This window comes from Paenibacillus methanolicus, assembly GCF_008124765.1.
Taxonomy (GTDB): Bacteria; Bacillota; Bacilli; order Paenibacillales; family Paenibacillaceae; genus Paenibacillus_Z; species Paenibacillus_Z methanolicus.
This window is the reverse complement of the sequence record NZ_VNHS01000002.1, coordinates 326,609-347,173: the sequence shown is the minus strand read 5'-3', so window position 1 is coordinate 347,173 and position 20,565 is coordinate 326,609. Positions and strand designations below refer to the sequence as shown.

Below are 20,565 nucleotides of genomic sequence, written 5' to 3'. Positions count from 1 at the left end.
CGATCAGGTTTTTTTTGAACATAATCGGGTTAGAGGTAGAGGAAGGAGCAATGAGTCGTGTCGCTTATTTCATTTTTGGTGAGTCGTTCCGTGCTGTTGGATCGCCGCGTGCTGTGGCTGCTGTTCATCGTCAATGCGATAGGAACTGTGTACGGATACTATTGGTATGGCGATCAGCTGATCGACACGTCGCAGACGCAGCCGGCCTGGCAGCTGGTATTCGTGCCGGACAGCCCGACGGCGAGCTTATTCTTCACATTGGCACTAATCTATTTGCTATTTCCGCTCTCGCCTAGCGCGGGGCCGGTGGCACGGGGAATTCGCATGATTATTGAAGCGCTGGGCGTGGTGACATCGGTGAAATACGGGATCTGGGCGGTCGTCATGATCGTAGCGGGCGCGATGAAAGGCGACCAACTCGTATGGCAGCATTATATGTTGATCGTATCGCATTTAAGCATGGCGGTAGAAGGACTGTTGTTCGTGCGCTTCTTCACGTTTGGGCGATGGGCCGCGTTCGCAGCGGGCTGTTGGTTGTGGTTGAACGATACGATGGATTACACGTATTCCATCTATCCATGGCTGCCTGAAGTATTGGATCGCATCGTGCAAGCCGTTCGCAACTTTACGTTTGGTCTGACGTTATTCAGCTTCCTGATTACGCTGCTTTTTCTCCGGCTTGGCCGCAAAGCAAGACGAATCGAAGCATAAGTTGGGACATCCCCCCATACATTTAGAGTAGTGGGGGGATGCGTGTGAGGAGAACAATCGGCGCGACAATCGTATTGGCGGCGATCTTGATGATAACGGCAGGCTGCGCAAGCGACTGGGCGCGGACGACTTCGGTCCATGAGTCGGCCCAAACCTATTCGCGTAACGCCGTTGGCGGGGATAAAGCCATTAAGATAGCGGACGAGCTCTATAGCGCCGCGAACAAAGGAAACCGTCAACTTGCGTATACGGCGCTCGTTCAGTTGGAACGGGAGTCTAAGCGAGGCGAAGTACGGGCGATGGGCACGCTGAAGGGATGGCAAGCATTCGATGCAAGCATCCAATCCGCTAAGAAAGCCTTTGCACAGAGGCCGAACGGGGGAGAAGCGTACCTTCAAGCGGCGCGCTTGAAGTTGGCGATAGACGCGCTGTATCGATCCTCGCCGCTATGGCTTCAATATCAGCATGTCATACAAGAAGATTTGGAACGGTTACGCCAAGCGTGGGTAATCGAGTGGGAGGATCGCTCTTCGGCCGAGCTAGCCGCGCTGAACGTACTGCGCATTCATGCCGAACGTTTCGAAGTGGCGGCGTTATTGGAGCGACCGGAAGCGGATGTGACGCAATTTCAGGATTTGATGAACCGGATGGAGTATGCGATCGTGTACGCGGCGAAGAGCAGCGGCACGAAAGAGAGGAATCGTAATTTGGATCGCGTGTGGTTGGAGTTGCAAAACTCGGTGGACGTGCTCTTCAACGACAACGCCGCGACGAAGGCGGCTTCGGGAGAACTTCCCGATGCGGCCGCAGCAGGACCGGCACCAACTCGGATCAAGCCGATGGTGCCCGCCGCGCCGGTCCGAGAACAGCTTGCGACGATGTTTATCGCCGCCTTCGTCATGGGCGTGCTTGCTTTCGTAGGATGGCAACGGTATAAATTCGAGGAAAGTCACGGCGCGTCCTATCCGCCGCCCAAATCGCCTTGGGAGCGCGATTCGTAATTATTCTTCCTTAAATCCTTCGCCGAGTACGTCGTGTACGTCGGAGATGACGACGAATGCCCGCGGGTCGATGCTGCGAATGATCGTTTTGAGACGCCGGATTTCATGGCGCGCGATCACGCAGTAAACGACCTGTTTTTTATTGCCGGAATAGGCGCCCTTCGCGTCGAACAACGTAACGCCCCGTTCCATTTCCTTCGTAATTAGAGCCGATATTTCCGGACCGTGGTCGGTGAACACCTGGAAAGCTTTTGCGGCATAAGCCCCTTCTTGAATGAAATCGATCACGCGCGCGGCGATGAATACGATAACGAGGGTGTAAAGCACTTTCTCCTTCGATATATATAGAAGCGAAGCTCCTATAATGAAGGCATCCAGCGTGAGGATAACTTGTCCCATGCTCCAGCCGCGCGTCTTCGAGGCAATGCGCGCGATAATGTCCGCGCCTCCGGTCGTGCCGCCGAAACGGAAAACGATGCCTAGACCTGCGCCTGTCGTAACCCCTGCGTACAGCGCGGCCAGTATGTAGTCGTGCGACGTTTGGAAGGGTTCGATCCATCCGGCTTTCACGCCTTTCTCGGTGATCCAGAGGAAGAACGAGAGCGAAACCGTACCGTAGATGGATAGTCCCATCTGGCTTTTGCCGAGCACCTTCCAACCGATGATGAAGAGCGGAATGTTCAGCAAGAGCGTGGAGATCGAGAGCGGGAGACCCAGCGCGTAATTCAGCAAGACCCCGATGCCGGTTACGCCACCCTCCATAAGCTGGTTCGGAATAATAAAGTACTGTAAGCCGAACGCGTAAATGGCGGTGCCCAGGGTGATAAGCGGCACCTGACGCAGCAAGGCGGAGAGCCGTGCGTTCATGATGTAAAACTCCTTTCTGCCCAAAAACTAAGGTTGCCTTGTCTAGTATGGCTGATTTGAGCGCTTTCGAAAAGCATTGTTTTCACGGACGCTTTACGATAACATATGGAGTGAACCCGAGGGAAGGATTGGATTAACGCGATGAACGAGAAGGGCTCCGAGAAGTCGCTTGCCGAAGTGCAGCGCGAAGTGGACCGATATATTTCGCAGTTTAAAGAAGGTTATTTCAGCCCGCTCTCCATGCTCGCCCGCATGACCGAGGAAGTTGGCGAACTGGCTAGGGAAGTTAATCATCGGTTTGGCGAGAAGCCGAAGAAGGCGGATGAAGCGGACAACTCCATCGAAATGGAGCTCGGCGATATTTTGTTCATCGTCATTTGTTTCGCGAATTCGCTGGGCATCGATCTTGCCGAAGCGCATGACCGGGTTATGCATAAATTCAATACGCGCGACGCCGGCCGCTGGACGCCAAAAAACATCGAACCGTAACCGCGCCTCCGTCATATGCTGTTACCATCAACCTTAAGACAAGGAGGGTGGGCGGATGGATGGAGAAAGCTGCATAAAAAAAGCTTACGAAGCCATCTTGAACGGCGATTACGAGCAGGCGATCGGTTGGTTCGAACATGCGATCGAGCTGGAACCGGATCACGCGTCGCATCATTATAAATGTTCAATCACATGCTTGCGGAGCGGCAAGTCGCAGAAGGCGTTATATCACGCGGAGCGGGCCGCGGCGCTAGATCCGGGCTCGGACGAATACCGGTTCCAGCTGCAGACGGTGCAAGCCAAGCTGCTGGTGCGGGAAGTCGAAGCGCTGCTCGGCAGAACGCCGCCGGAGACCGACAGCGCGATCGAGAAGCTGAAATTCGCCTCGACGCTAGATCCGCTTAATGTGGAGGTGCTCTTGCTGCTCGGCGCGGTTTATGCTTCGCAGGATCGTTACGAAGAAGCGGCGGAGTACGCGAGAGAAGCGATGAAGCTCGACCCGCATCATTCGGCCGCGCAGCGGCTGCTTGCCGACGTGAACCGCAAATTGCGCGGAACGTTTCGCACGATAGTACGGAAGAAGAGAAGATAAAGCAGACAGGTGGTTAAGTACGCTATGACTGAACGAATCAAAGTGGCGGTTGCGGGAGCTCGCGGCCGGATGGGACGCGAAGTCGTCAAAATGGTCCTTCAAGACGAAACGCTCGAGCTGGTCGCAGCCGTCTCTCCATCTGCCGGCGGCGTGGATGCTGGCATCCTTGCGGGAGTAGCGGCTTGCGGCGTCATCGCTGCGGCGGATCTCGAATCGGCGCTGTCTTCGGCCAAAGCCGATGTGCTCGTCGATTTCTCGATTCCGCAGGTCGGATACGAGAACGCAAGGATTGCCATCATGCACGGCGTGCGCCCGGTCATCGGGACAACCGGCATTAACCAGGATCAAATGCAAGAGCTGGACAAGCTGTGCCAGGAGCGGAGAATCGGCGCTTTGATCGCGCCAAACTTCTCCATCGGCGCCATACTGATGATGAAATTCGCGGCCGAGGCATCCAAGTATATGCCTCATCTGGAGATTATCGAATATCATGGCGACCAGAAGCTCGATGCGCCGTCCGGCACTTCCATCAAGACGGCCGAGCTTATTTCGGAAGCGCGCGGCGAGCTTCGCCAAGGCAACCCGAACGAGGAAGAAATTATCGAAGGCTCGCGCGGCGGCTATTATAACGGGTTTCGCATACATAGCGTTCGTCTGCCGGGCGTATTCGCCCAGCAGGAAGTGGTGTTTGGCGCATTCGGCCAGACGCTGAAAATTCGTCACGACTCTTACGACCGCGCGGGTTATATGCCCGGCGTCAATCACGCGGTGAAGAAAGTCATGACCTATGAGGGACTAATTTACGGTTTCGAGCACATTATGGAATAGAGAGCCGGTTACCGGGATAACGGGAGAGGAGAACACAGCATGAATATCGCGTTTATCGCGCATGACCGCAAGAAGGACGAAATGGTGAACTTCGTGACGGCGTACGAACCTGTCTTCGAAGGCCATACGCTGTATTCGACGGGGACGACGGGAACCCGTATTATGGAACAAACGTCGCTTTCGATCAATCGATTCATGTCGGGACCGCTCGGCGGCGACCAGCAGATCGGCGCATTGGTAGCCACGAACGAGATGGACCTGATCATTTTCCTGCGCGATCCGCTCATGGCGCAGCCGCACGAGCCGGACATTATCGCCCTCCTTCGCCTATGCGACGTGCAGGGTATTCCGGTCGCGACCAACGTGGCGACGGCCGAGCTGCTCGTCAAGGCGCTGCAGCGCGGCGATTTTGCTTGGCGGGAACTTGTTCACAAATATAAACCGGAGTAGGGAGAACCATGACATATTCGGTTGATATATTGGCGTTCGGCGCGCACCCGGACGACGTGGAGATCGGCATGGCCGGCACGTTGGCCAAGCATGCGCTGGCAGGCCGCAAGACGGCGATTTGCGATTTGACCGAGGCGGAGATGTCTTCGAATGGCACCGTGGAATCGAGGCGGCAAGAAGCCGCCGAAGCTTCCGCGGTGCTTGGTCTATCTGAACGTTCGTGTCTTGCGCTGCCGGATCGCGGGCTGAACGGCTCGCCAGAGCAGATCGAGGCGATCGTTCGAGAAATCAGAAGATTGCGGCCGCGTCTCGTATTCGCGCCGTATTGGGAAGACCGTCATCCGGATCATGTGGCGTGCAGCCGATTGGTCGAGGAAGCGGTTTTTAATGCCAAGCTTCGCAAGTATGCGCCGGACATGCCCCCGGTCAATGTCGAACAACTCATTTTCTATTATATTAACGATACGGCGGGGACGACGCTCATGGTGGACGTCAGCGATAGTTACGAGCGCAAGATCGCTTCGCTTCAAGCGTACAAATCGCAGTTTAATCCGGCGAGTCTTAGTCAAGATCATGTTAACACGCCGCTGACCGATCGCTACGTCGAACGGGTGGCGGCAAGAGATTTGCTGCTGGGCCAGTCACGCGGCTGGGGATACGCGGAAGGATTTACGACCAAGCATCCGCAGCCCATTGCATTATTTTAACGCCAGTTTTCGTCACATCATGCATATCGTTATCTAAACAACGCACCAGGAGGTGGTAACCGTGGCGAGACCTCTCAAAATCGGAATTACCTGTTATCCGACGCTCGGCGGGTCCGGCGTCGTCGCGACGGAGCTGGGCAAGCTGCTGGCCGAGAAAGGGCACGAAATTCATTTCATTACCCACAGCATTCCGTTTCGGCTCGGTCAATTCAAGAAGAATATTTTCTTTCATGAAGTAGAGGTTAACGATTATTACGTTTTTCGGTATCCGCCGTATGACTTATCGCTGGCGAGCAAAATGGCGCAGGTCGCCAAAATGCAGCAGCTGGACCTGCTTCATGTTCATTACGCCGTCCCGCACGCCATCTGCGCCCTGCTCGCCAAACAAATGATCGGCGGCGATATCAAAACCGTCACGACGCTGCACGGGACGGATATAACGGTGCTGGCGCAGGATGAATCGCTCAAGGACCTCATCCGGCTGGCGATCAACTCGAGCGATGCGGTGACGGCCGTCTCGCAAGACCTGATCAACGAAACGAAGGAACTGCTCGACATCGACAATCCGATCGACCTGACCTATAACTTCGTCGACAAGCGGGTTTATTACCCGCGAAGCTGCGCTAACTACAGAAGCGATTTCGTGCGCGACGGCGAGAAGATCTTGATGCATATCTCGAACTTCCGTCCCGTCAAGCGCGTCGGCGACGTGGTGGATATTTTCGCGAAAGTTGCGGGGGAAGTGCCGAGCCGGCTGCTGCTCGTCGGCGAAGGACCGGATCTGCCGAAGATTCAGCATAAAATCCGTTCGATGGGACTTGCGGACCGCGTTCACTTCCTCGGCAAGCAGGATGATGTGGCGCATGTCATCTCGATTGCGGACTTGATGCTGCTCCCGTCGGAGAAAGAGAGCTTCGGCTTGGTCGCGCTGGAAGCGATGGCTTGCGGCGTGCCGACGATCGGTTCGATTGCCGGAGGAATCCCCGAGCTCGTCACCCACGGGGAAACGGGCTTCCTGGCGCCGATTGGAGATACCGACACGATGGCAGAGCACGCAATCGCGCTCCTTCGCAACGAAGCGATGTACCAGAAATTCCGGGAAGCTTGTCTGCACCGGGCTAGAACGCGATTCTGCAACGACTTGATCACCGCGGAATACGAACGGATTTACTATCGCGTGCTGGGGATTGAAGCCGACCTGCCGCAGCCGATCTGCAGCGAATAGCAAGCCAAGGAGGGAGCGCGGGATGAAGCTGGCGCAAGAGATGACTCGGGCGCTTCCCGTCATTGAGACGCTGCAGGCGCACGGGTACGAGGCCGTGTTCGTAGGCGGCTGCGTACGGGATACGTATATGGGTCGCCCAATCAAGGATGTGGATTTGGCGACATCGGCGACGCCCGAACAAGTGATCGCCTTGTTTCCGAACCATATCCCGACTGGTCTCAAACACGGCACGGTGACGGTCCTAATGGTGGATACGCCATACGAGGTGACAACGTACCGAACGGAGTCGGAATATGAGCAATTTCGCAGGCCGCAAGCCGTGCAATTCGTAACGAGTCTCGAGGCGGATCTGCTCCGCCGAGATTTCACGATGAACGCGATGGCGGTGCGCGCCGATGGGACGCTGGTCGACCCTTACGGCGGTGCCAAGGATATAGACAGCGGCATCCTCCGCTGCGTAGGCGACGCCGACGCGAGATTTCAAGAGGATGCGCTGCGGATGGTGCGCGCGGTCCGGTTTGCCGGAGAATTTCGGTTGCGGATCGCGCTGGGCACCTGGCGGGCGCTGCGGCGGCACGCCCCATTGCTGCGGCATGTCGCGATGGAGCGGATCGGCGCGGAGGCCGATAAAATGATGAGCGGCAGCCACCCTCGGCGGGCTGTCGTTTTGTTTGCCCGGAGTGGCTTGCTCGCGCATGCGAAAGAACCGCTGCCCCTCCGGTTAACGACCGCCGAGACGTCTAATCCGTATGTGCCCTTCGTGAGTTTCGAAGAGACGCATGACGAATTTACGATCGATTCGGACAAGCCAAGCGACCTGAATTGGCTGCGTATTGGTCTGGTTCGGGGACTTTCGTCCGCGGATGCCGAACAGCTGTTTGAAGCGTTAAAGTATGCCAACAGCCGAAGAACGAATTTCAGTTTGACGATGAGCTTGGCAGAACGAATGAATGTGTGTATTAGGCGGTTCACGTCCGGAGAAGAATCCGTTTATGATGCCGATAGGCTTCAATACTTGAAGCATGACTGGGTTGACGCCGTCTTGTCGCACGGCGCGCCGATCGCGGACAATTGGCTGTTTGCGTTGGAGCATTTTCCCCTTGCGAACTTGGATAACGGGACTTATGCCGATGCCGATTTCTACAGGATGCTTCCTGCGCTGCTTCGCGGATTTCGGGAGGGCATGGCGGTAACGGATATGCGCGGGCTTGCGGTGTCGGGCGGCGATGTCATGAGACATCTTAGTCAACCTAGCGGTCCTTGGCTCGGCGAGCTGCTGAAGAAGCTGCTTAGCGAAGCCGCACACGGAAGAGTGGACAACGTGCCTGAGACGCTGCTGCAGTTGGCGGAGGCGCTGGAGAGTCAGAGAGAAAGCAGAGGCGAAACACGATGAGCAACCGCATATTGACCATGCTAGAGGAGAGCGGCAAGCATTACATATCGGGAGAGCTGCTCAGCCGCGAACTGGGTATTAGCCGCACGGCCATCTGGAAGCAGATTCGGAAGTTGGAAGCGCAAGGGTATACGATCGATGCCTCTCCCCGCCTGGGCTATCGTCTGGCTGGCCGGCCGTCCCGCTTGACGATGCCGGAGCTGCTCGGCAAGCTGCAAGGCACGACGCTCGTGTCGGGCATCAAATTATACGAGTCCGTCGACTCCACGCAAAATCTCGCCCACAAGCTGGCCGAGGAGGGCGCGGATGAAGGGACGCTCGTCATCGCGGAGCAGCAGACGAGCGGACGCGGCCGTATGGGCCGCAGCTGGGTGTCACCTGCAGGCAAAGGCGTCTATATGAGCATGGTGCTCCGTCCAAATCTGCCGCTTCAGTTCGCGCCGCAGCTCACCTTGCTGACGGCGGTTGCGCTATGCCGGGCATTGAAGGAGCTTGTTCCGGCGGAGATTGGGATTAAATGGCCGAACGATCTGCTGATCGGCGGCAAGAAAATTAGCGGCATTCTGTTGGAATCGTCGGCCGAAGATGAACGGATCCGGCATGTCATTATGGGGATCGGCATCAGCGTGAATTTGACAGAAGAGGATTATCCTGCCGATCTGGCGGAGATCGCGACGTCGCTGCGAATCGCATCGGGCGAGACGGTCGACCGGGCCGACGTGATCGGAGCATTCGTTAAGCAATTCGAGCATCTTTACCGGTTGTACTTGCGGGAAGGCTTCGCGACGATCCAATCGCTATGGGAGGCGCTGGCGGTGACGCTGCATAAGCCCGCGAAGTTGATGACGCCGGGCGGAGCGGTCGAAGGCGTGCCGATCTCGCTCACGGACAGCGGCGCGCTGCTCGTGCGGCTTGCGGACGGAACGGAGCTTCCCGTCTTCTCCGCGGAAGCGGTACGGCCGTTGGATGCCCGTTCATAGACGATTTCGGGTGCGATCTGGTATAATAAAGGTAACTGAAAACCGTTTTCTGGGCGGTATCGCGGATGGGGCGAACTGCACCTGAACCGGGCGGTCTTCAGGAGATTGGCCAATATTTGCATGGCAGTGCGTATTCTGCTCTGAGCCGTTAGGGACCGAGACAGAAGGAAGCTTGCGTAAGCAGCGAAAGACGCTCCTTTTCGATTTGGGACCTTTTTAGCGGCGGCTAAAAGGTTTTTTTGTGTTTACCCTAATCCTTAAAGGAGGATGACGACATGAAACAGGCGCTTACGATTACGAAGATGAAAAAAATGAAGCAGCAAGGAGAAGCGATCTCCATGCTGACGGCTTACGATTACCCATCCGCCAAGCTTGCCGAAGAAGCGGGCATCGACATTATTTTGGTCGGCGACTCGCTCGGCAATGTCGTGCTTGGTTACGATACGACGATTCCGGTCACGCTCGACGACATGGTGTACCATACGCGCGCGACGGTGCGCGGAGCCGCGAACACGTTCGTCGTGGCCGATTTGAGCTTTATGACGTACCGGCTTAGCGTGGAGACGACGCTGCGCAACGCCGCCCGTTTGATGCAGGAAGGCCGCGCGCACGCGGTGAAGATGGAAGGCGGCACGGATATCGCAGACGAGGTGGCCGCGCTCGTACGCGCCGGCATCCCGGTTATGGGCCATATCGGGCTGACGCCGCAATCGGTTCATCAACTCGGCGGTTATAAAGTCCAAGGGAAGCTCCCGAAAGAGGCGCAGCAGCTGATCGATGATGCCAAAGCGCTGGAAGCCGCCGGCGCGTTCGCGATCGTGTTGGAGCTGGTCACCGAACCGCTGGCAGCGGCGATCACGCGGGAGCTGTCGATCCCGACGATCGGCATCGGTGCGGGACGGGGGTGCGACGGCCAAGTGCTCGTCTACCATGATTTGCTGAAATACGCCTCGCCGTACAGGGAGAAGAAGTTCGTCAAAACCTATGCGGACATCGGAACAACCATTCGGGAGGCGATCTCGTCTTATGTAACAGAGGTCAAATCGCGCGCGTTCCCGGCGGAGCAGCATGCGTTCGGCGTGCAGGAGCAATCGGAAATCGCCAGCCTGTACGGCGGCCAAGAGCAAGCGGCGGCGGCCTCCGAGTCCCCCGCCAAAGAACTGCTGCATCAAGGAGGCGCCAGAACGTGATTATCGCCGAGACGATCCAGCAATTGCGCGCTGCACTACGCGAGCGGCGTGAAGCTCGCCTCGAGCAGCGAATCGGCTTCGTGCCGACGATGGGCTTCTTGCACGAAGGACATGCGAGCTTGATGAGAAGAGCGAAGGAAGAGTGCGGCTATGCCGTGCTCTCCATCTTCGTCAATCCGATGCAGTTCGGGCCGAACGAGGATTTCGACCGTTATCCGAGGGACGCCGAGCGAGATATCCGGATCGCGGAGCAGAACGGCATCGATGTGGTTTTCATGCCTTCTGTGGCGGAGATGTACCCGAAGAAGCCGGTGACCAAGATTCTGATAAGCGGCGTGACGGAGCGGCTGTGCGGTGCTTCACGGCCCGGGCATTTTGACGGCGTTGGGCTGGTCGTTAGCAAGCTATTCAACCTCGTTCAGCCGGATCGCGCCTACTTCGGCATGAAAGACGCCCAGCAGGTGGCGGTCATCGCGCGGATGACGGAAGATTTGAATATCCCGGTCGAGATCGTGCCGTGCGAGACGGTTCGCGAGGCCGACGGACTTGCACTAAGTTCCCGCAACGTTTACTTGAGCGAAGAAGAGCGCGGCCAAGCCGTCATTCTGTCCCGGACGTTGGCCCTTGCCAAGGAATGGGTGAAATCCCCGGGCATGACGAATCGCGCGCTTTCGGATAAAATAAAAGAGTCGATCGGACAAGCGGCGCTGGCGGACATTGATTACGCCGAGGTGCTGACCTATCCCGACTTGGAACCGTTGAACGACGAAGCCGAGCTATCGGCTTACGACGGGGAAATTCTCGTCGCGCTAGCCGTGAAATTCGGCCGAACGAGACTGATCGATAACCGCTTGATGGAACTGCACGGAGGTGGCGACCATGTTTAGGACGATGATGAAATCGAAAATTCACCGCGCGACCGTGACGGAAGCGAATTTGAATTATGTGGGAAGCATCACGATCGACGAAGACCTGATGGAACTGGCCGATATTTGGGCGAACGAGAAGGTCCAGATCGTCAACAATAATAACGGGGCGCGCCTGGAGACTTACGTCATTACGGGTCCTCGCGGTTCCGGCGTCATCTGTCTGAACGGCGCCGCGGCGCGTCTCGTGCAGCCGGGCGACAACATTATTATTATTTCGTACGGTATGATGACCGAGGAAGAAGCCCGGCAGTACAAGCCGAAGATCGTGCTGATGGATGCCGGCAACAAACCGGTTGACGCTCATTATGAAGAGGTGCACGGCGTCACCGTTTAATTCGACTGGCTGGTTTGTGTAACGAATGCCATGGAGTATGAAAAGCATCCCCCGCGCAAAGAATGAGCATAACATTTCACTCAAATTCGACGCGTGAAAGTGGGGATGCAGGCGATGTTCCAGCATGTATTCGCAACGATGCACGAACTGCTTGACGAAATCTTGATCCATTTTGGCAGCGCCGAACTCGATCAAAAGAAACGGTACTTCGAGCAATTATCCATGCTAAAATCAATGAGCGACACGTTTATCGAAGAATGGCTTCTCTTCGAGGAGAAGCTGGCCGAATTCCGAGACACCTACCGGGACGCGCCGGACGGGGACAAACCGCCCGGCGCTCCGCCCGCGGCCGTCGATCCGGCCTCCGCGCCAATCGGCAAGCCCGTTGCCGAGAAACCGGCGAACGAGCCGAAGTCCCAGTCGGCCGTGCCGAAACAGGCGCAGCCGATCATGCAAGATCCCGGCCTCGAAACGGGATTAATGGTTAAAGGGCAAGGGTACTTCAAATTATTCATGTTCAAAGAGGCCGCCGACCACTTCGAGCAAGCGGTGGATGCAGCCCCGGAGAACAACATGGCGCGCTTGTTCCTTGCGATGACGCATATGCATCTTCAGCAATGGCAGGAGGCGCAAAGACATTTTCAACTGCTCGTCGAGCTGACCGATCACCCCAAGTGGCAAGCGCTCGGATATAACGCGCTTGGTTGTATTCAAGCCGTACGAATGAATTTGGAGCAGGCGGAACGTTATTTCTTGAAGGCGCACGAGACTGACCCGGCATTTACCGACCCTTTATCGAATTTGAAATCATGTCAGAAGCAAGACGGGCACTTATCTCTTTATTTCGGTAGCGGGCAGCTTTAGTTTGCGGAGAGGATCGAGTAGCGGAAGATGAACTATGCGGTTTTGGATCTAGAGACGACCGGCCATGGGGCCGGCGATGAAATTATACAAGTCGGACTGGTGCTGCTTGACGAGGAGATGCAGACGATTCGGTCGTACAGCAGCTTCGTCAAGCCGACCATTCCGATTCCGGTTTTTATAACCCAGCTTACGGGCATCGATGACGAGATGGTGGCCGAGGCGAAGCCGATCGACGAAGTGCTGCTTGAAGTCATCCCGCTGCTGGACGACGCGGTTCTGGTCGCGCATAACGTCGGTTTTGACGCCGGCTTCTTGAACCAGGCGCTGGACCGAAGCGGATATATGACCTTCGACGGCCGTAAACTGGATACGATCGACATGCTACGGATTCTATATCCGACGCTCACGTCGTATCAATTGGGGTCGGTTACGGAGCATTTCGGCATCGTGCACGATCAGCATCACAGGGCCGATAGCGACGCGATGGCAACCGCCGAACTGTTCGCGGAATGTTACCGCAAGCTGGAACGATTGCCGTTGTTAACGCTGCAGCGCATTGCATCGCTGCTTGGAGATGCCATCGACGATACCGGCTGGTTCGTGAACGAGATCGCGATCCGTAAGGAGACAATGTCTTCCGTGGATTCGGATGCCTATCAATATTTTAGGCAATTCGCGATGCAAGCGGGCGATTGGACGGAAGAACAACCGCCGCGCGAAGGCGTTGACATCCCCGTAGCGGACTGGACGTTCGACCAATTTCTCGGCGGATTAAAAGAGAATATCAAGGCGCTCATCCCCGGTTACGAGGAACGGGAGCCTCAAAATATAATGTTCGATGAGGTGCTGGCTGCGCTCGAGCAGAATCGGCATTTACTCATTGAAGCGGGAACGGGAACGGGCAAATCGCTCGGTTACCTGATCCCCGCTCTATTTTATGGTATCCAGCAGGATAAGAAGATAGTCGTTAGCACGCATACGATTAATCTGCAGGAACAACTGCGCCAGCGGGACCTGCCTTTATTGCAGCAGGTGATGCCCGCTCCGTTCCGTGCGGCGATCTTCAAAGGCCGAGGTAATTACTTGTGCCTCCGCAAATTCGAAGGCAAGGTGAACATGCACGATTTTGCTTCGCCGACGGAAGACCGGATTACGGCTTCGCAAATGGTCGTATGGCTGTCGGAGACCGGACACGGCGATCAAGAGGAACTGAATTTCGGCAATAAAGGGTCGGAATTCTGGGGGACTGTCGCCAGCGACGCGGACTCTTGCCTGAATCGGAGCTGTCCTTGGTTCAAGCGTTGTTATTATCATCGCGCGAAGCAGGAAGCGAATTTGGCGGACGTCGTCATAACGAACCATTCTATGCTATTCACCGACATCCGGGCCGATCATCGGCTTCTTCCGGGCTACGAGCAATTGATCGTGGACGAGGCGCATCATCTCGAGGAAGTGGCAGGCAAACATCTCGGTACGCAGATTTCGTATTTATCCGTGCAGCATCCCCTTGTTCGATTGGCCAAGGACGCGCGCAACGGGCAGTTAGTCAGCCTCATTCATAAGCTGGCAGGAGAACCTTCCGACAAATCGCTCGCGTGGAGAGAGAAAATCGATGATATTCTCCCCGACTTCGGCGATCTTCGCGACGACTGGGACCGGTTGTACGAGCTGCTGTACGCGATGATGGGCAGCGGCCAGTCCGATTCCGCGGAGACGGGGCAGCTAGTGCTCCGACTGCGTCACGGTAATTTGCCGAAAGGTTGGGGCGACGCGCAAATCGTGGAAGAGAGCGTTCACGGACATTTGAGCAAAATCGTGCGGACGCTCGATAAAGTGTTCAGCGAAATAAAAGAAGATGTCGACGATACGACGATCGCCGCAATGGTGACGGATTTGAGCGGAACCGTCAAGGATTTAACCCGAGCACGCGACGAGCTGCGCACCTTCATGAAAGCGGATAAGGCCGATACGGTGTATTGGCTGGAAGGAAATACGAATTTCAGGGCAAAATCCATCCATCTGTACGCCGTGCCGGCCGATGTCAGCGAGCAGCTGCGTAGCCACTTCTTCGATGCGAAGAAGAGCGTCGTGCTCACGTCCGCGACGTTATCGGTGCAGAAATCGTTCCAGTATGCGGCGGAGCAGCTTGGACTTGCGGAAGACGAGAAGAACGGGCGTCTCAAGACGGTTCAGCTGCCTTCTCCGTTCAACTATCGGGAACAGGCGCTCGTCGTTATCCCGCGTAATTTGCCCGTATTGAAAGGGGCCGCCGGCGATCCTTACTTTAACGAACTGCTAATCAAGTCGCTAGCCGATACGGCCGTGGAGACCAAAGGACGCATGCTCGTGCTGTTCACCTCGTACCGGATGTTGAAGCAGGTGTACGATCCGCTGAAGGAATTGCTGGCATCAAGCGGCATTCAGCTCATCGGGCAAGGCATCGACAGCGGCAACCGGAGCAAGCTGACCAAGCGGTTTCAACAGCAGGCCAAATCCGTGCTGCTGGGGACGAGCAGCTTCTGGGAAGGCGTCGATATCCCCGGCGATGCGTTGACATGCCTCGCCATCGTCCGGCTGCCGTTCCAGCCTCCGAATCATCCGCTAATCGAAGCGAAGTCGGAGCTGTTGCAGCAGCAGAAGCAGAACCCGTTCATGAAGCTGTCGGTGCCGCAAGCCGTCATCAAATTTAAGCAAGGCTTCGGCCGGCTCGTGCGCACCTCGAAGGACAAAGGCATCGTGCTCATCTACGACACGCGCGTCATCGATACGTATTACGGAAAGTATTTCCTTTATTCGCTGCCGGGGCCGAAGATCGAGACGATGCATTTGGATCAAATCGTGCCGCGCATCCGCGATTGGCTATCCACCGAAGCAGGAGAGGAGGTTCGCACATGACGAAGACGTTCAAAATTTCCGAAGCCGTCGTGCGCCGGCTGCCGGTCTATCTTCAAGTGCTCGGCGAATTGCACAAGCGCGACATCCAGACTGTTTCCTCCCAAGAGCTGGGCAACAAGCTGGATTTGAATCCGGCGCAAATCCGCAAGGATTTGGCTTATTTCGGCGAATTCGGGCGCAAAGGCATTGGTTACGACGTTTCGTATTTGATCGAGAAAATCAGGCAAATTCTGAAGTTGGATCAGCCGCTGAGCGTCGGATTGGTAGGCGCCGGTAATTTAGGCCGCGCGTTGTGCAATTATAATACGTATTTGAAGGATAATATGAAGATAACGGCGGTATTCGACGCGCATGCGCCGATCGTCGGCACGAAGATCAACAGTTTGACCGTACTGCCGATGGACAGTCTGATCGAGAAAGTGCAAGAACTGAACATCCGAATCGGCATCATTACGGTACCGGCATTCGAAGCGCAGAACGTAGCGGACCGGTTCGTGGAGGCAGGCGTCGAAGGCATATTGAACTTCGCGCCTGTTATTCTGCGCGTGCCAGAGCATGTCCGCATTCACTATGCGGATTTTACGCGGGATCTGCTCAGTTTGGCGTACTATTTGGAGAAAGAAGGAGAGACCGAGAATGAACCGGTTGTGGATTGAGAACGGCACGTTCGTCACGATGGACGATAATCAGCCTTTGGTGAAAGGCCATATGGTCGTGGAGAACGACCGCATTACATACATAGGCGAGGCAGCTCCGTCGCCAGTTCCCGAAGGGGCGGAACGAATCAACGGCCAAGGTCTGGTCTTCATGCCGGGCCTGATCAATACGCATGCGCATTCGGCGATGTCGCTCCTGCGGGGATATTCGGACGACGAAGCGCTGCAAGTGTGGCTGCAGGACAAAATGTGGCCGATGGAAGGGAAATTCGGCGACGAAGACGCGCACTGGGGTAATGCTCTGGCCGTGATCGAAATGCTGAAGTCCGGTACGACGACGTTCGTAGACATGTACGACCGGATGCCGATCTTGGCTAAAGTGGTGGAACAATCGGGGATGCGGGGCGTACTAACGCGCGGCGTGATCGGACTTTGCTCGCCGGCGGAGCAAACCGCGAAGCTCGAAGAAGCGAAGCAGTTCGCCAAAGAGTGGAACGGTCAAGCAAACGGACGGATTCGCACGATGCTTTCGCCGCATGCGCCTTACACGTGTCCGCCTGATTACATCGAGCGGATCGTAGCCGCGGCGCATGAGCTGGACGTGCCGCTTCATACCCACATGTCCGAATCCGCGGCAGAGGTGCAGCAGAACGTCAACGATTACGGCACCCGCCCCGTAGAGCATCTGGATAAGCTGGGCTTCTTTTCGCGGCCGTCGCTCGTGGCGCATGCCGTGCACTTGAACGATGACGAGATCGCGCTGCTGGCCGAACGCGGCGTAGCGATCTCTCACAACCCCGCATCGAACCTGAAGCTGGCGAGCGGAGTCGCGCGCGTACCGGATCTGCTGAAAGCGGGCGTGACCGTATCGCTTGGCACCGACAGCGCTGCTAGCAACAACAACCTGGACCTGTTCGACGAGATCCGCATCGCGGCGCTTATTCACAAAGGCGTCTCCGGCGATCCGACGGCGGTTCCTGCCATGGAAGCGCTGCGGATGGGAACCGTCTACGGCGCTCGGGCGATTTGGCAAGCGGACGAAATCGGTGCGCTTAAAGCCGGCATGAAAGCCGATTTCATCGCCATCAACACGGAACAGCCGCATTTTTACCCGCAGACGGAAATCGTCTCGCATCTCGTGTACAGCGGTTCCGGACGCGACGTTGCGCATGTCTGGGTTGATGGCCGTCAGGTCGTCAAGTCCGGCGTGTGCACGCTGCTCGACGAGCAGAAGATTATGGCCGAGGCCCAACGCGCGTTCGAAGGGCTGCTCGCCCGTTAATGCGTACGGTACGTCGCAAACGTCTTCCGTTTTGGACGCCGGTGCGGATTGCGTTATTTTCAGCGGTCGTCCTGGTGACGCTGCTGGTCGGCCTTAACGCTTATTACATGCACGTTCAAGGCCCAAGGTGGGAGGAAGAGAACCAGGCGAAGTGGCAGGCGAAACATATTGCCGGCCTCGTATCGACGAAGGATGCCTACAAGTACGTATGGGATACGACGGCTTGGGTCGTCGAGGGGAAAGATGGGGACGGCGACGACGCCGTCGTCTGGCTGACCGGCGAGAAGCTGGATCAGTATATCGTGCGCAAGAAGAAGGATAGCGTCATCAGAGCCCAGCTGAAGGAGCAATTTTTCCAAGGAAAGCCGGATGCCGAGCTGAAGCATATGCAGCTTGGGATTCTGGAGGGTCAGCCGGTCTGGGAGTTGTTCTACGCCCGCGATCAATCCGGCGAGCTCTTGTATTATTATGATTTCTATCGGTACAACGACGGCGGTTATATCATTACCTACAACTTGCCGAAGCAATAACCGACGTAAGCCGCTGCAGCCGCAGCGGCTTTTTTTGCTCTCAGCGGAATAATGCGTGGAACATTGTGCCGTGGAACATTTTGATTCATGAATAATCACGCGGGATGCGTTAAACTAAGTTCAGGTTAAGGAATCGCGAATGGACAGACAAAAAGGCTGCGAAGAACACTGCCAACGCTGCCAGCACTTACACGAGCGTTCGCTCATCCATATGTGATATGCTTTACTTTAGAAATTCATTATTTATATCGGAATAGATGGATAATTGTCCGAATCTGCGAGAGGGGGCTTTTCAGCCATGAGAATAAAAGTCGTTCCAACGGTGATGACCGCCGTATTATCCGCATCTTTGCTTGTCGGGGGATGGTATGCATACCGTAACGTGGCGACGGTCCAGCCTTTGGAGCAGATCGTGAACGAAGTGCCGGGCGTGACCGCGGCTACGCCGGTCGTCGGCCGCGAGAACGTGACGGTCCAGTTGACGCTGAAGCCGGACGCGAACATTCGCAAAGTGTATGACACCATTGCGGAGAAAGGCGATACGGTCATCGGCGATCGCACGCTTGAACTTCAAATTGAGAACAAGCAGGCGGACGAGACATTGAACGATATTTGGTCGGCTAAGCTGTTCGATATCGCGCAGGCGATGGAGAATCGGCAATATGCGCAAATTCCGGCCGCTATGGCCGCGATCGAACAAGAATATAAAGGCGTTACCGCTACGTCGGAGATGGACGATAAGAACGTGTACATTACCTTGAAGGATGGCGAGGCGGTCAAACACGTGATTTTGCCTCGTACGCCAAATCAATTGGGGGTGTGGCCTAATGCGTAATTATTCGAAGGAAATCGCGATTGGCTTTATTCCGGTCCTGATTATTTTCCTTCAGTTCGTCGCGCATATTAATATTATGCCGCTCGTGCTGTCCGCCGCGATCTTGACGGGCGTCATCTATGTGGCGCGATCGCGGGGCAACCTGGCCGCCATCGGCGGCGACAAGAGAACGAAGGTGCGCCCGACCACGCCGCTGTCCTTCGAAGAGATTGGCGGACAAGACCGCGCGAAGCAAGAGCTGATCGAAGCGCTCGATTTTCTGGTTCATGAAGAGCAGATCACGAAGATGGGCATTCGTCCGCTGAAGGGCATCTTGTTGACAGGCCCTCCGGGAACGGGCAAGACGCTGCTTGCCAAAGCAGCGGCGTATTATACGGACTCCATCTACGTAGCCGCCTCGGGCGCGGAGTTCGTCGAGATGTACGTCGGCGTCGGCGCGAGCCGCATCCGCGACCTGTTCAAGGAAGCGCGTCAGAAGGCGATCAAAGCAAACAAGACGAGCGCGGTCGTCTTCATCGACGAGATCGATGTTATCGGCGGCAAACGCGACGGCGGCCAGCATCGCGAATACGATCAGACGCTGAACCAGCTTTTGACGGAGATGGACGGCATTCATACGACGGAATCGCCGCGGATCCTGCTTATCGCGGCCACGAACCGGAAGGAAATGCTCGATTCGGCGCTGTTGCGCCCGGGTCGTTTCGACCGCCATATCACGGTCGACTTGCCGGATAAGAAAGGCCGCTCGCATATTCTGAGCATTCATGCCCGCAATAAACCGCTGGCGGAAGAGACGGATTTGGAGAAAGTCGCGTCGGAATCGTTCGGTTTCTCCGGCGCCCAGCTTGAGAGCGTCATGAACGAGGCCGCGATCTATGCGCTGCGCGAAGAGAGCGACACGATCTCGAACCGCCATCTGTCGATGGCGATCGATAAAGTCATGATGGGCGAGCGCACCGACCGCGAAGCGACGAAGGAAGAGCGCGAGCGCGTCGCGCTGCACGAGCTGGGCCACGCGATCACGGCAGAACTCGTACGTCCGGGCAGCGTGTCTCAAGTCGCGTTGTCGCCTCGCGGTCAGGCGTTAGGATATGTGCGTCACAATCCGCAACAGGACCGTTATTTGTACACCCGTGCCTTCCTGGAAGGCCAGATCATGGTGGCGCTTGGCGGCGCCGCCGCGGAAGAGTTGTTCTATGGCGAACGCAGCACCGGTTCTCGCGGCGACTTCGATCAAGCGATGAGCATCGTCCGCTCCATGGTGGAATCCGGCCTGACCGAGATGGGCATCGTCGACAACTCGATGATGACGCCGGATAAGTGGGCGCACGTGAACGCGGCGATTCTCGACGAATTAATGAACCGCGTGAAGCTTATGCTCAATGAACAACGTCATGTCTTCCTGCAATCGCTGGACGTTCTGATCCTGGAAGAGACGATCGACGGAGACCGTTTCCGTTCCCTGCTCGGCAATAGCCTGATCGAACCGACGACCCAATCGGCTTAACCGAACGATGCCGTACAGCATATGCTGTACGGCGTTTTTGCGTCGCCGCCTCAAGACGCGCCAGCCGTTTCACCTTGTTCAGCCAGCTATATGACGTGCCGATAAGCCGAATAATCCGCCGAAAAGTTCATTGACGCCGAATTCATCTGAACGAACCTGTTCGGACGGCCTATCGAATAAGCTAATATTGCCTAACAATTGCGACTTTGTTCACAATAATGTCTCAAAAGCGCCTTCGGGGAACAACTAGCCCGAGGGGTTCAAAACGGCTATAATATAGAGCGGATAGATAGCGGATCA

Annotated in this window: 21 protein-coding genes; 20 read left to right on the top strand and 1 reads right to left on the bottom strand. The window is 56.2% G+C overall.

The genetic code is table 11. The annotated features are described in order from the left end of the window. Window positions 1-57: 57 nt before the first annotated feature. Both BCM02_RS06400 and BCM02_RS06395 read left to right on the top strand, forming a co-directional pair. Window positions 58-711: a DUF1405 domain-containing protein gene (locus BCM02_RS06400; protein ID WP_148928232.1), complete on the top strand. Its 654-nt coding sequence runs from the start codon at window positions 58-60 to the stop codon at window positions 709-711. A 44-nt stretch (window positions 712-755) separates the two neighbouring features. Then, window positions 756-1,712 (top strand): sporulation protein YpjB, encoded by a 957-nt coding sequence (locus tag BCM02_RS06395; RefSeq protein ID WP_187434052.1) that lies wholly within the window; start codon window positions 756-758, stop codon window positions 1,710-1,712. Here the strand turns inward: BCM02_RS06395 and BCM02_RS06390 are convergent, their stop codons facing one another. Then, a complete protein-coding gene (locus BCM02_RS06390; protein WP_148928230.1) occupies window positions 1,713-2,579 on the bottom strand; it encodes a YitT family protein in 867 nt (288 codons plus the stop codon). A 141-nt stretch (window positions 2,580-2,720) separates the two neighbouring features. Here BCM02_RS06390 and BCM02_RS06385 point away from each other — a divergent pair, with 141 nt between their 5' ends. The 18 genes from BCM02_RS06385 (at window position 2,721) to BCM02_RS06300 (ending at window position 20,265) form a co-directional block, all read left to right on the top strand. Further along, the gene (locus BCM02_RS06385) at window positions 2,721-3,068 is read left to right on the top strand and encodes a nucleotide pyrophosphohydrolase (RefSeq protein ID WP_148928229.1); all 348 of its coding nucleotides are present in this window, start codon (window positions 2,721-2,723) and stop codon (window positions 3,066-3,068) included. Window positions 3,069-3,123: 55 nt separating this feature from the next. Next, complete coding sequence (locus tag BCM02_RS06380) at window positions 3,124-3,660, top strand: tetratricopeptide repeat protein (RefSeq protein WP_148928228.1); 537 nt, start codon at window positions 3,124-3,126, stop codon at window positions 3,658-3,660. A 24-nt stretch (window positions 3,661-3,684) separates the two neighbouring features. After that, complete coding sequence (gene dapB / locus BCM02_RS06375) at window positions 3,685-4,488, top strand: 4-hydroxy-tetrahydrodipicolinate reductase (RefSeq protein ID WP_148928227.1); 804 nt, start codon at window positions 3,685-3,687, stop codon at window positions 4,486-4,488. Window positions 4,489-4,527: 39 nt separating this feature from the next. Further along, the gene (gene mgsA / locus BCM02_RS06370; protein ID WP_148928226.1) at window positions 4,528-4,938 is read left to right on the top strand and encodes a methylglyoxal synthase; all 411 of its coding nucleotides are present in this window, start codon (window positions 4,528-4,530) and stop codon (window positions 4,936-4,938) included. A gap of 8 nt (window positions 4,939-4,946) precedes the next feature. Then, on the top strand, window positions 4,947-5,645 hold the full coding sequence (gene bshB1, locus BCM02_RS06365) for a bacillithiol biosynthesis deacetylase BshB1 (protein WP_148928225.1): 699 nt from the start codon (window positions 4,947-4,949) through the stop codon (window positions 5,643-5,645). Between the two features lie 61 nt (window positions 5,646-5,706). Beyond that, window positions 5,707-6,870 carry an N-acetyl-alpha-D-glucosaminyl L-malate synthase BshA gene (bshA, locus tag BCM02_RS06360; protein ID WP_148928224.1) on the top strand — a complete coding sequence of 388 codons (1,164 nt, stop codon included), beginning with the start codon at window positions 5,707-5,709 and terminating at the stop codon, window positions 6,868-6,870. A 22-nt stretch (window positions 6,871-6,892) separates the two neighbouring features. Further along, complete coding sequence (locus tag BCM02_RS06355) at window positions 6,893-8,263, top strand: CCA tRNA nucleotidyltransferase (RefSeq protein ID WP_148928223.1); 1,371 nt, start codon at window positions 6,893-6,895, stop codon at window positions 8,261-8,263. Next, a complete protein-coding gene (locus tag BCM02_RS06350) occupies window positions 8,260-9,243 on the top strand; it encodes a biotin--[acetyl-CoA-carboxylase] ligase (protein ID WP_148928222.1) in 984 nt (327 codons plus the stop codon). Before BCM02_RS06355 ends, BCM02_RS06350 begins: the two co-directional genes overlap by 4 nt. A gap of 275 nt (window positions 9,244-9,518) precedes the next feature. After that, on the top strand, window positions 9,519-10,433 hold the full coding sequence (gene panB, locus BCM02_RS06345; RefSeq protein ID WP_148928221.1) for a 3-methyl-2-oxobutanoate hydroxymethyltransferase: 915 nt from the start codon (window positions 9,519-9,521) through the stop codon (window positions 10,431-10,433). Next, on the top strand, window positions 10,430-11,320 hold the full coding sequence (gene panC / locus BCM02_RS06340) for a pantoate--beta-alanine ligase (protein ID WP_148928220.1): 891 nt from the start codon (window positions 10,430-10,432) through the stop codon (window positions 11,318-11,320). Before panB ends, panC begins: the two co-directional genes overlap by 4 nt. Continuing rightward, complete coding sequence (gene panD, locus BCM02_RS06335; RefSeq protein ID WP_148928219.1) at window positions 11,313-11,696, top strand: aspartate 1-decarboxylase; 384 nt, start codon at window positions 11,313-11,315, stop codon at window positions 11,694-11,696. Before panC ends, panD begins: the two co-directional genes overlap by 8 nt. Window positions 11,697-11,810: 114 nt before the next feature. Beyond that, window positions 11,811-12,560, top strand: coding sequence for a tetratricopeptide repeat protein (locus tag BCM02_RS06330; RefSeq protein ID WP_187434051.1), 750 nt, complete (start codon window positions 11,811-11,813; stop codon window positions 12,558-12,560). Between the two features lie 27 nt (window positions 12,561-12,587). Next, window positions 12,588-15,455 (top strand): ATP-dependent DNA helicase DinG, encoded by a 2,868-nt coding sequence (gene dinG, locus BCM02_RS06325; protein ID WP_148928217.1) that lies wholly within the window; start codon window positions 12,588-12,590, stop codon window positions 15,453-15,455. Continuing rightward, window positions 15,452-16,111, top strand: a complete 660-nt coding sequence (locus tag BCM02_RS06320) for a redox-sensing transcriptional repressor Rex (RefSeq protein WP_148928216.1) — start codon at window positions 15,452-15,454, stop codon at window positions 16,109-16,111. The genes dinG and BCM02_RS06320 overlap by 4 nt, the downstream gene beginning before the upstream one ends. Then, window positions 16,092-17,393 (top strand): amidohydrolase, encoded by a 1,302-nt coding sequence (locus tag BCM02_RS06315; RefSeq protein ID WP_148928215.1) that lies wholly within the window; start codon window positions 16,092-16,094, stop codon window positions 17,391-17,393. The genes BCM02_RS06320 and BCM02_RS06315 overlap by 20 nt, the downstream gene beginning before the upstream one ends. After that, window positions 17,393-17,923 (top strand): cell wall elongation regulator TseB-like domain-containing protein, encoded by a 531-nt coding sequence (locus tag BCM02_RS06310; protein WP_148928214.1) that lies wholly within the window; start codon window positions 17,393-17,395, stop codon window positions 17,921-17,923. Before BCM02_RS06315 ends, BCM02_RS06310 begins: the two co-directional genes overlap by 1 nt. A 298-nt stretch (window positions 17,924-18,221) precedes the next feature. Further along, the gene (locus BCM02_RS06305; protein ID WP_148928213.1) at window positions 18,222-18,758 is read left to right on the top strand and encodes a hypothetical protein; all 537 of its coding nucleotides are present in this window, start codon (window positions 18,222-18,224) and stop codon (window positions 18,756-18,758) included. Beyond that, complete coding sequence (locus BCM02_RS06300) at window positions 18,751-20,265, top strand: AAA family ATPase (RefSeq protein WP_148928212.1); 1,515 nt, start codon at window positions 18,751-18,753, stop codon at window positions 20,263-20,265. Before BCM02_RS06305 ends, BCM02_RS06300 begins: the two co-directional genes overlap by 8 nt. The last annotated feature ends 300 nt before the right edge of the window (window positions 20,266-20,565 follow it).

Excerpts from the sequence above, each read along its gene's own strand:
- BCM02_RS06390 (WP_148928230.1), bottom strand. The coding sequence starts at position 2,579 with ATGAACGCACGGCTCTCCGCCTTGCTGCGTCAGGTGCCGCTTATCACC.
- BCM02_RS06385 (WP_148928229.1), top strand. The coding sequence starts at position 2,721 with ATGAACGAGAAGGGCTCCGAGAAGTCGCTTGCCGAAGTGCAGCGCGAA.
- BCM02_RS06380 (WP_148928228.1), top strand. The coding sequence starts at position 3,124 with ATGGATGGAGAAAGCTGCATAAAAAAAGCTTACGAAGCCATCTTGAAC.
- dapB (WP_148928227.1), top strand. The coding sequence starts at position 3,685 with ATGACTGAACGAATCAAAGTGGCGGTTGCGGGAGCTCGCGGCCGGATG.
- mgsA (WP_148928226.1), top strand. The coding sequence starts at position 4,528 with ATGAATATCGCGTTTATCGCGCATGACCGCAAGAAGGACGAAATGGTG.
- bshB1 (WP_148928225.1), top strand. The coding sequence starts at position 4,947 with ATGACATATTCGGTTGATATATTGGCGTTCGGCGCGCACCCGGACGAC.
- BCM02_RS06355 (WP_148928223.1), top strand. The coding sequence starts at position 6,893 with ATGAAGCTGGCGCAAGAGATGACTCGGGCGCTTCCCGTCATTGAGACG.
- BCM02_RS06350 (WP_148928222.1), top strand. The coding sequence starts at position 8,260 with ATGAGCAACCGCATATTGACCATGCTAGAGGAGAGCGGCAAGCATTAC.
- panB (WP_148928221.1), top strand. The coding sequence starts at position 9,519 with ATGAAACAGGCGCTTACGATTACGAAGATGAAAAAAATGAAGCAGCAA.
- panD (WP_148928219.1), top strand. The coding sequence starts at position 11,313 with ATGTTTAGGACGATGATGAAATCGAAAATTCACCGCGCGACCGTGACG.
- BCM02_RS06330 (WP_187434051.1), top strand. The coding sequence starts at position 11,811 with ATGTTCCAGCATGTATTCGCAACGATGCACGAACTGCTTGACGAAATC.
- dinG (WP_148928217.1), top strand. The coding sequence starts at position 12,588 with ATGAACTATGCGGTTTTGGATCTAGAGACGACCGGCCATGGGGCCGGC.
- BCM02_RS06320 (WP_148928216.1), top strand. The coding sequence starts at position 15,452 with ATGACGAAGACGTTCAAAATTTCCGAAGCCGTCGTGCGCCGGCTGCCG.
- BCM02_RS06315 (WP_148928215.1), top strand. The coding sequence starts at position 16,092 with ATGAACCGGTTGTGGATTGAGAACGGCACGTTCGTCACGATGGACGAT.
- BCM02_RS06310 (WP_148928214.1), top strand. The coding sequence starts at position 17,393 with ATGCGTACGGTACGTCGCAAACGTCTTCCGTTTTGGACGCCGGTGCGG.
- BCM02_RS06305 (WP_148928213.1), top strand. The coding sequence starts at position 18,222 with ATGAGAATAAAAGTCGTTCCAACGGTGATGACCGCCGTATTATCCGCA.
- BCM02_RS06300 (WP_148928212.1), top strand. The coding sequence starts at position 18,751 with ATGCGTAATTATTCGAAGGAAATCGCGATTGGCTTTATTCCGGTCCTG.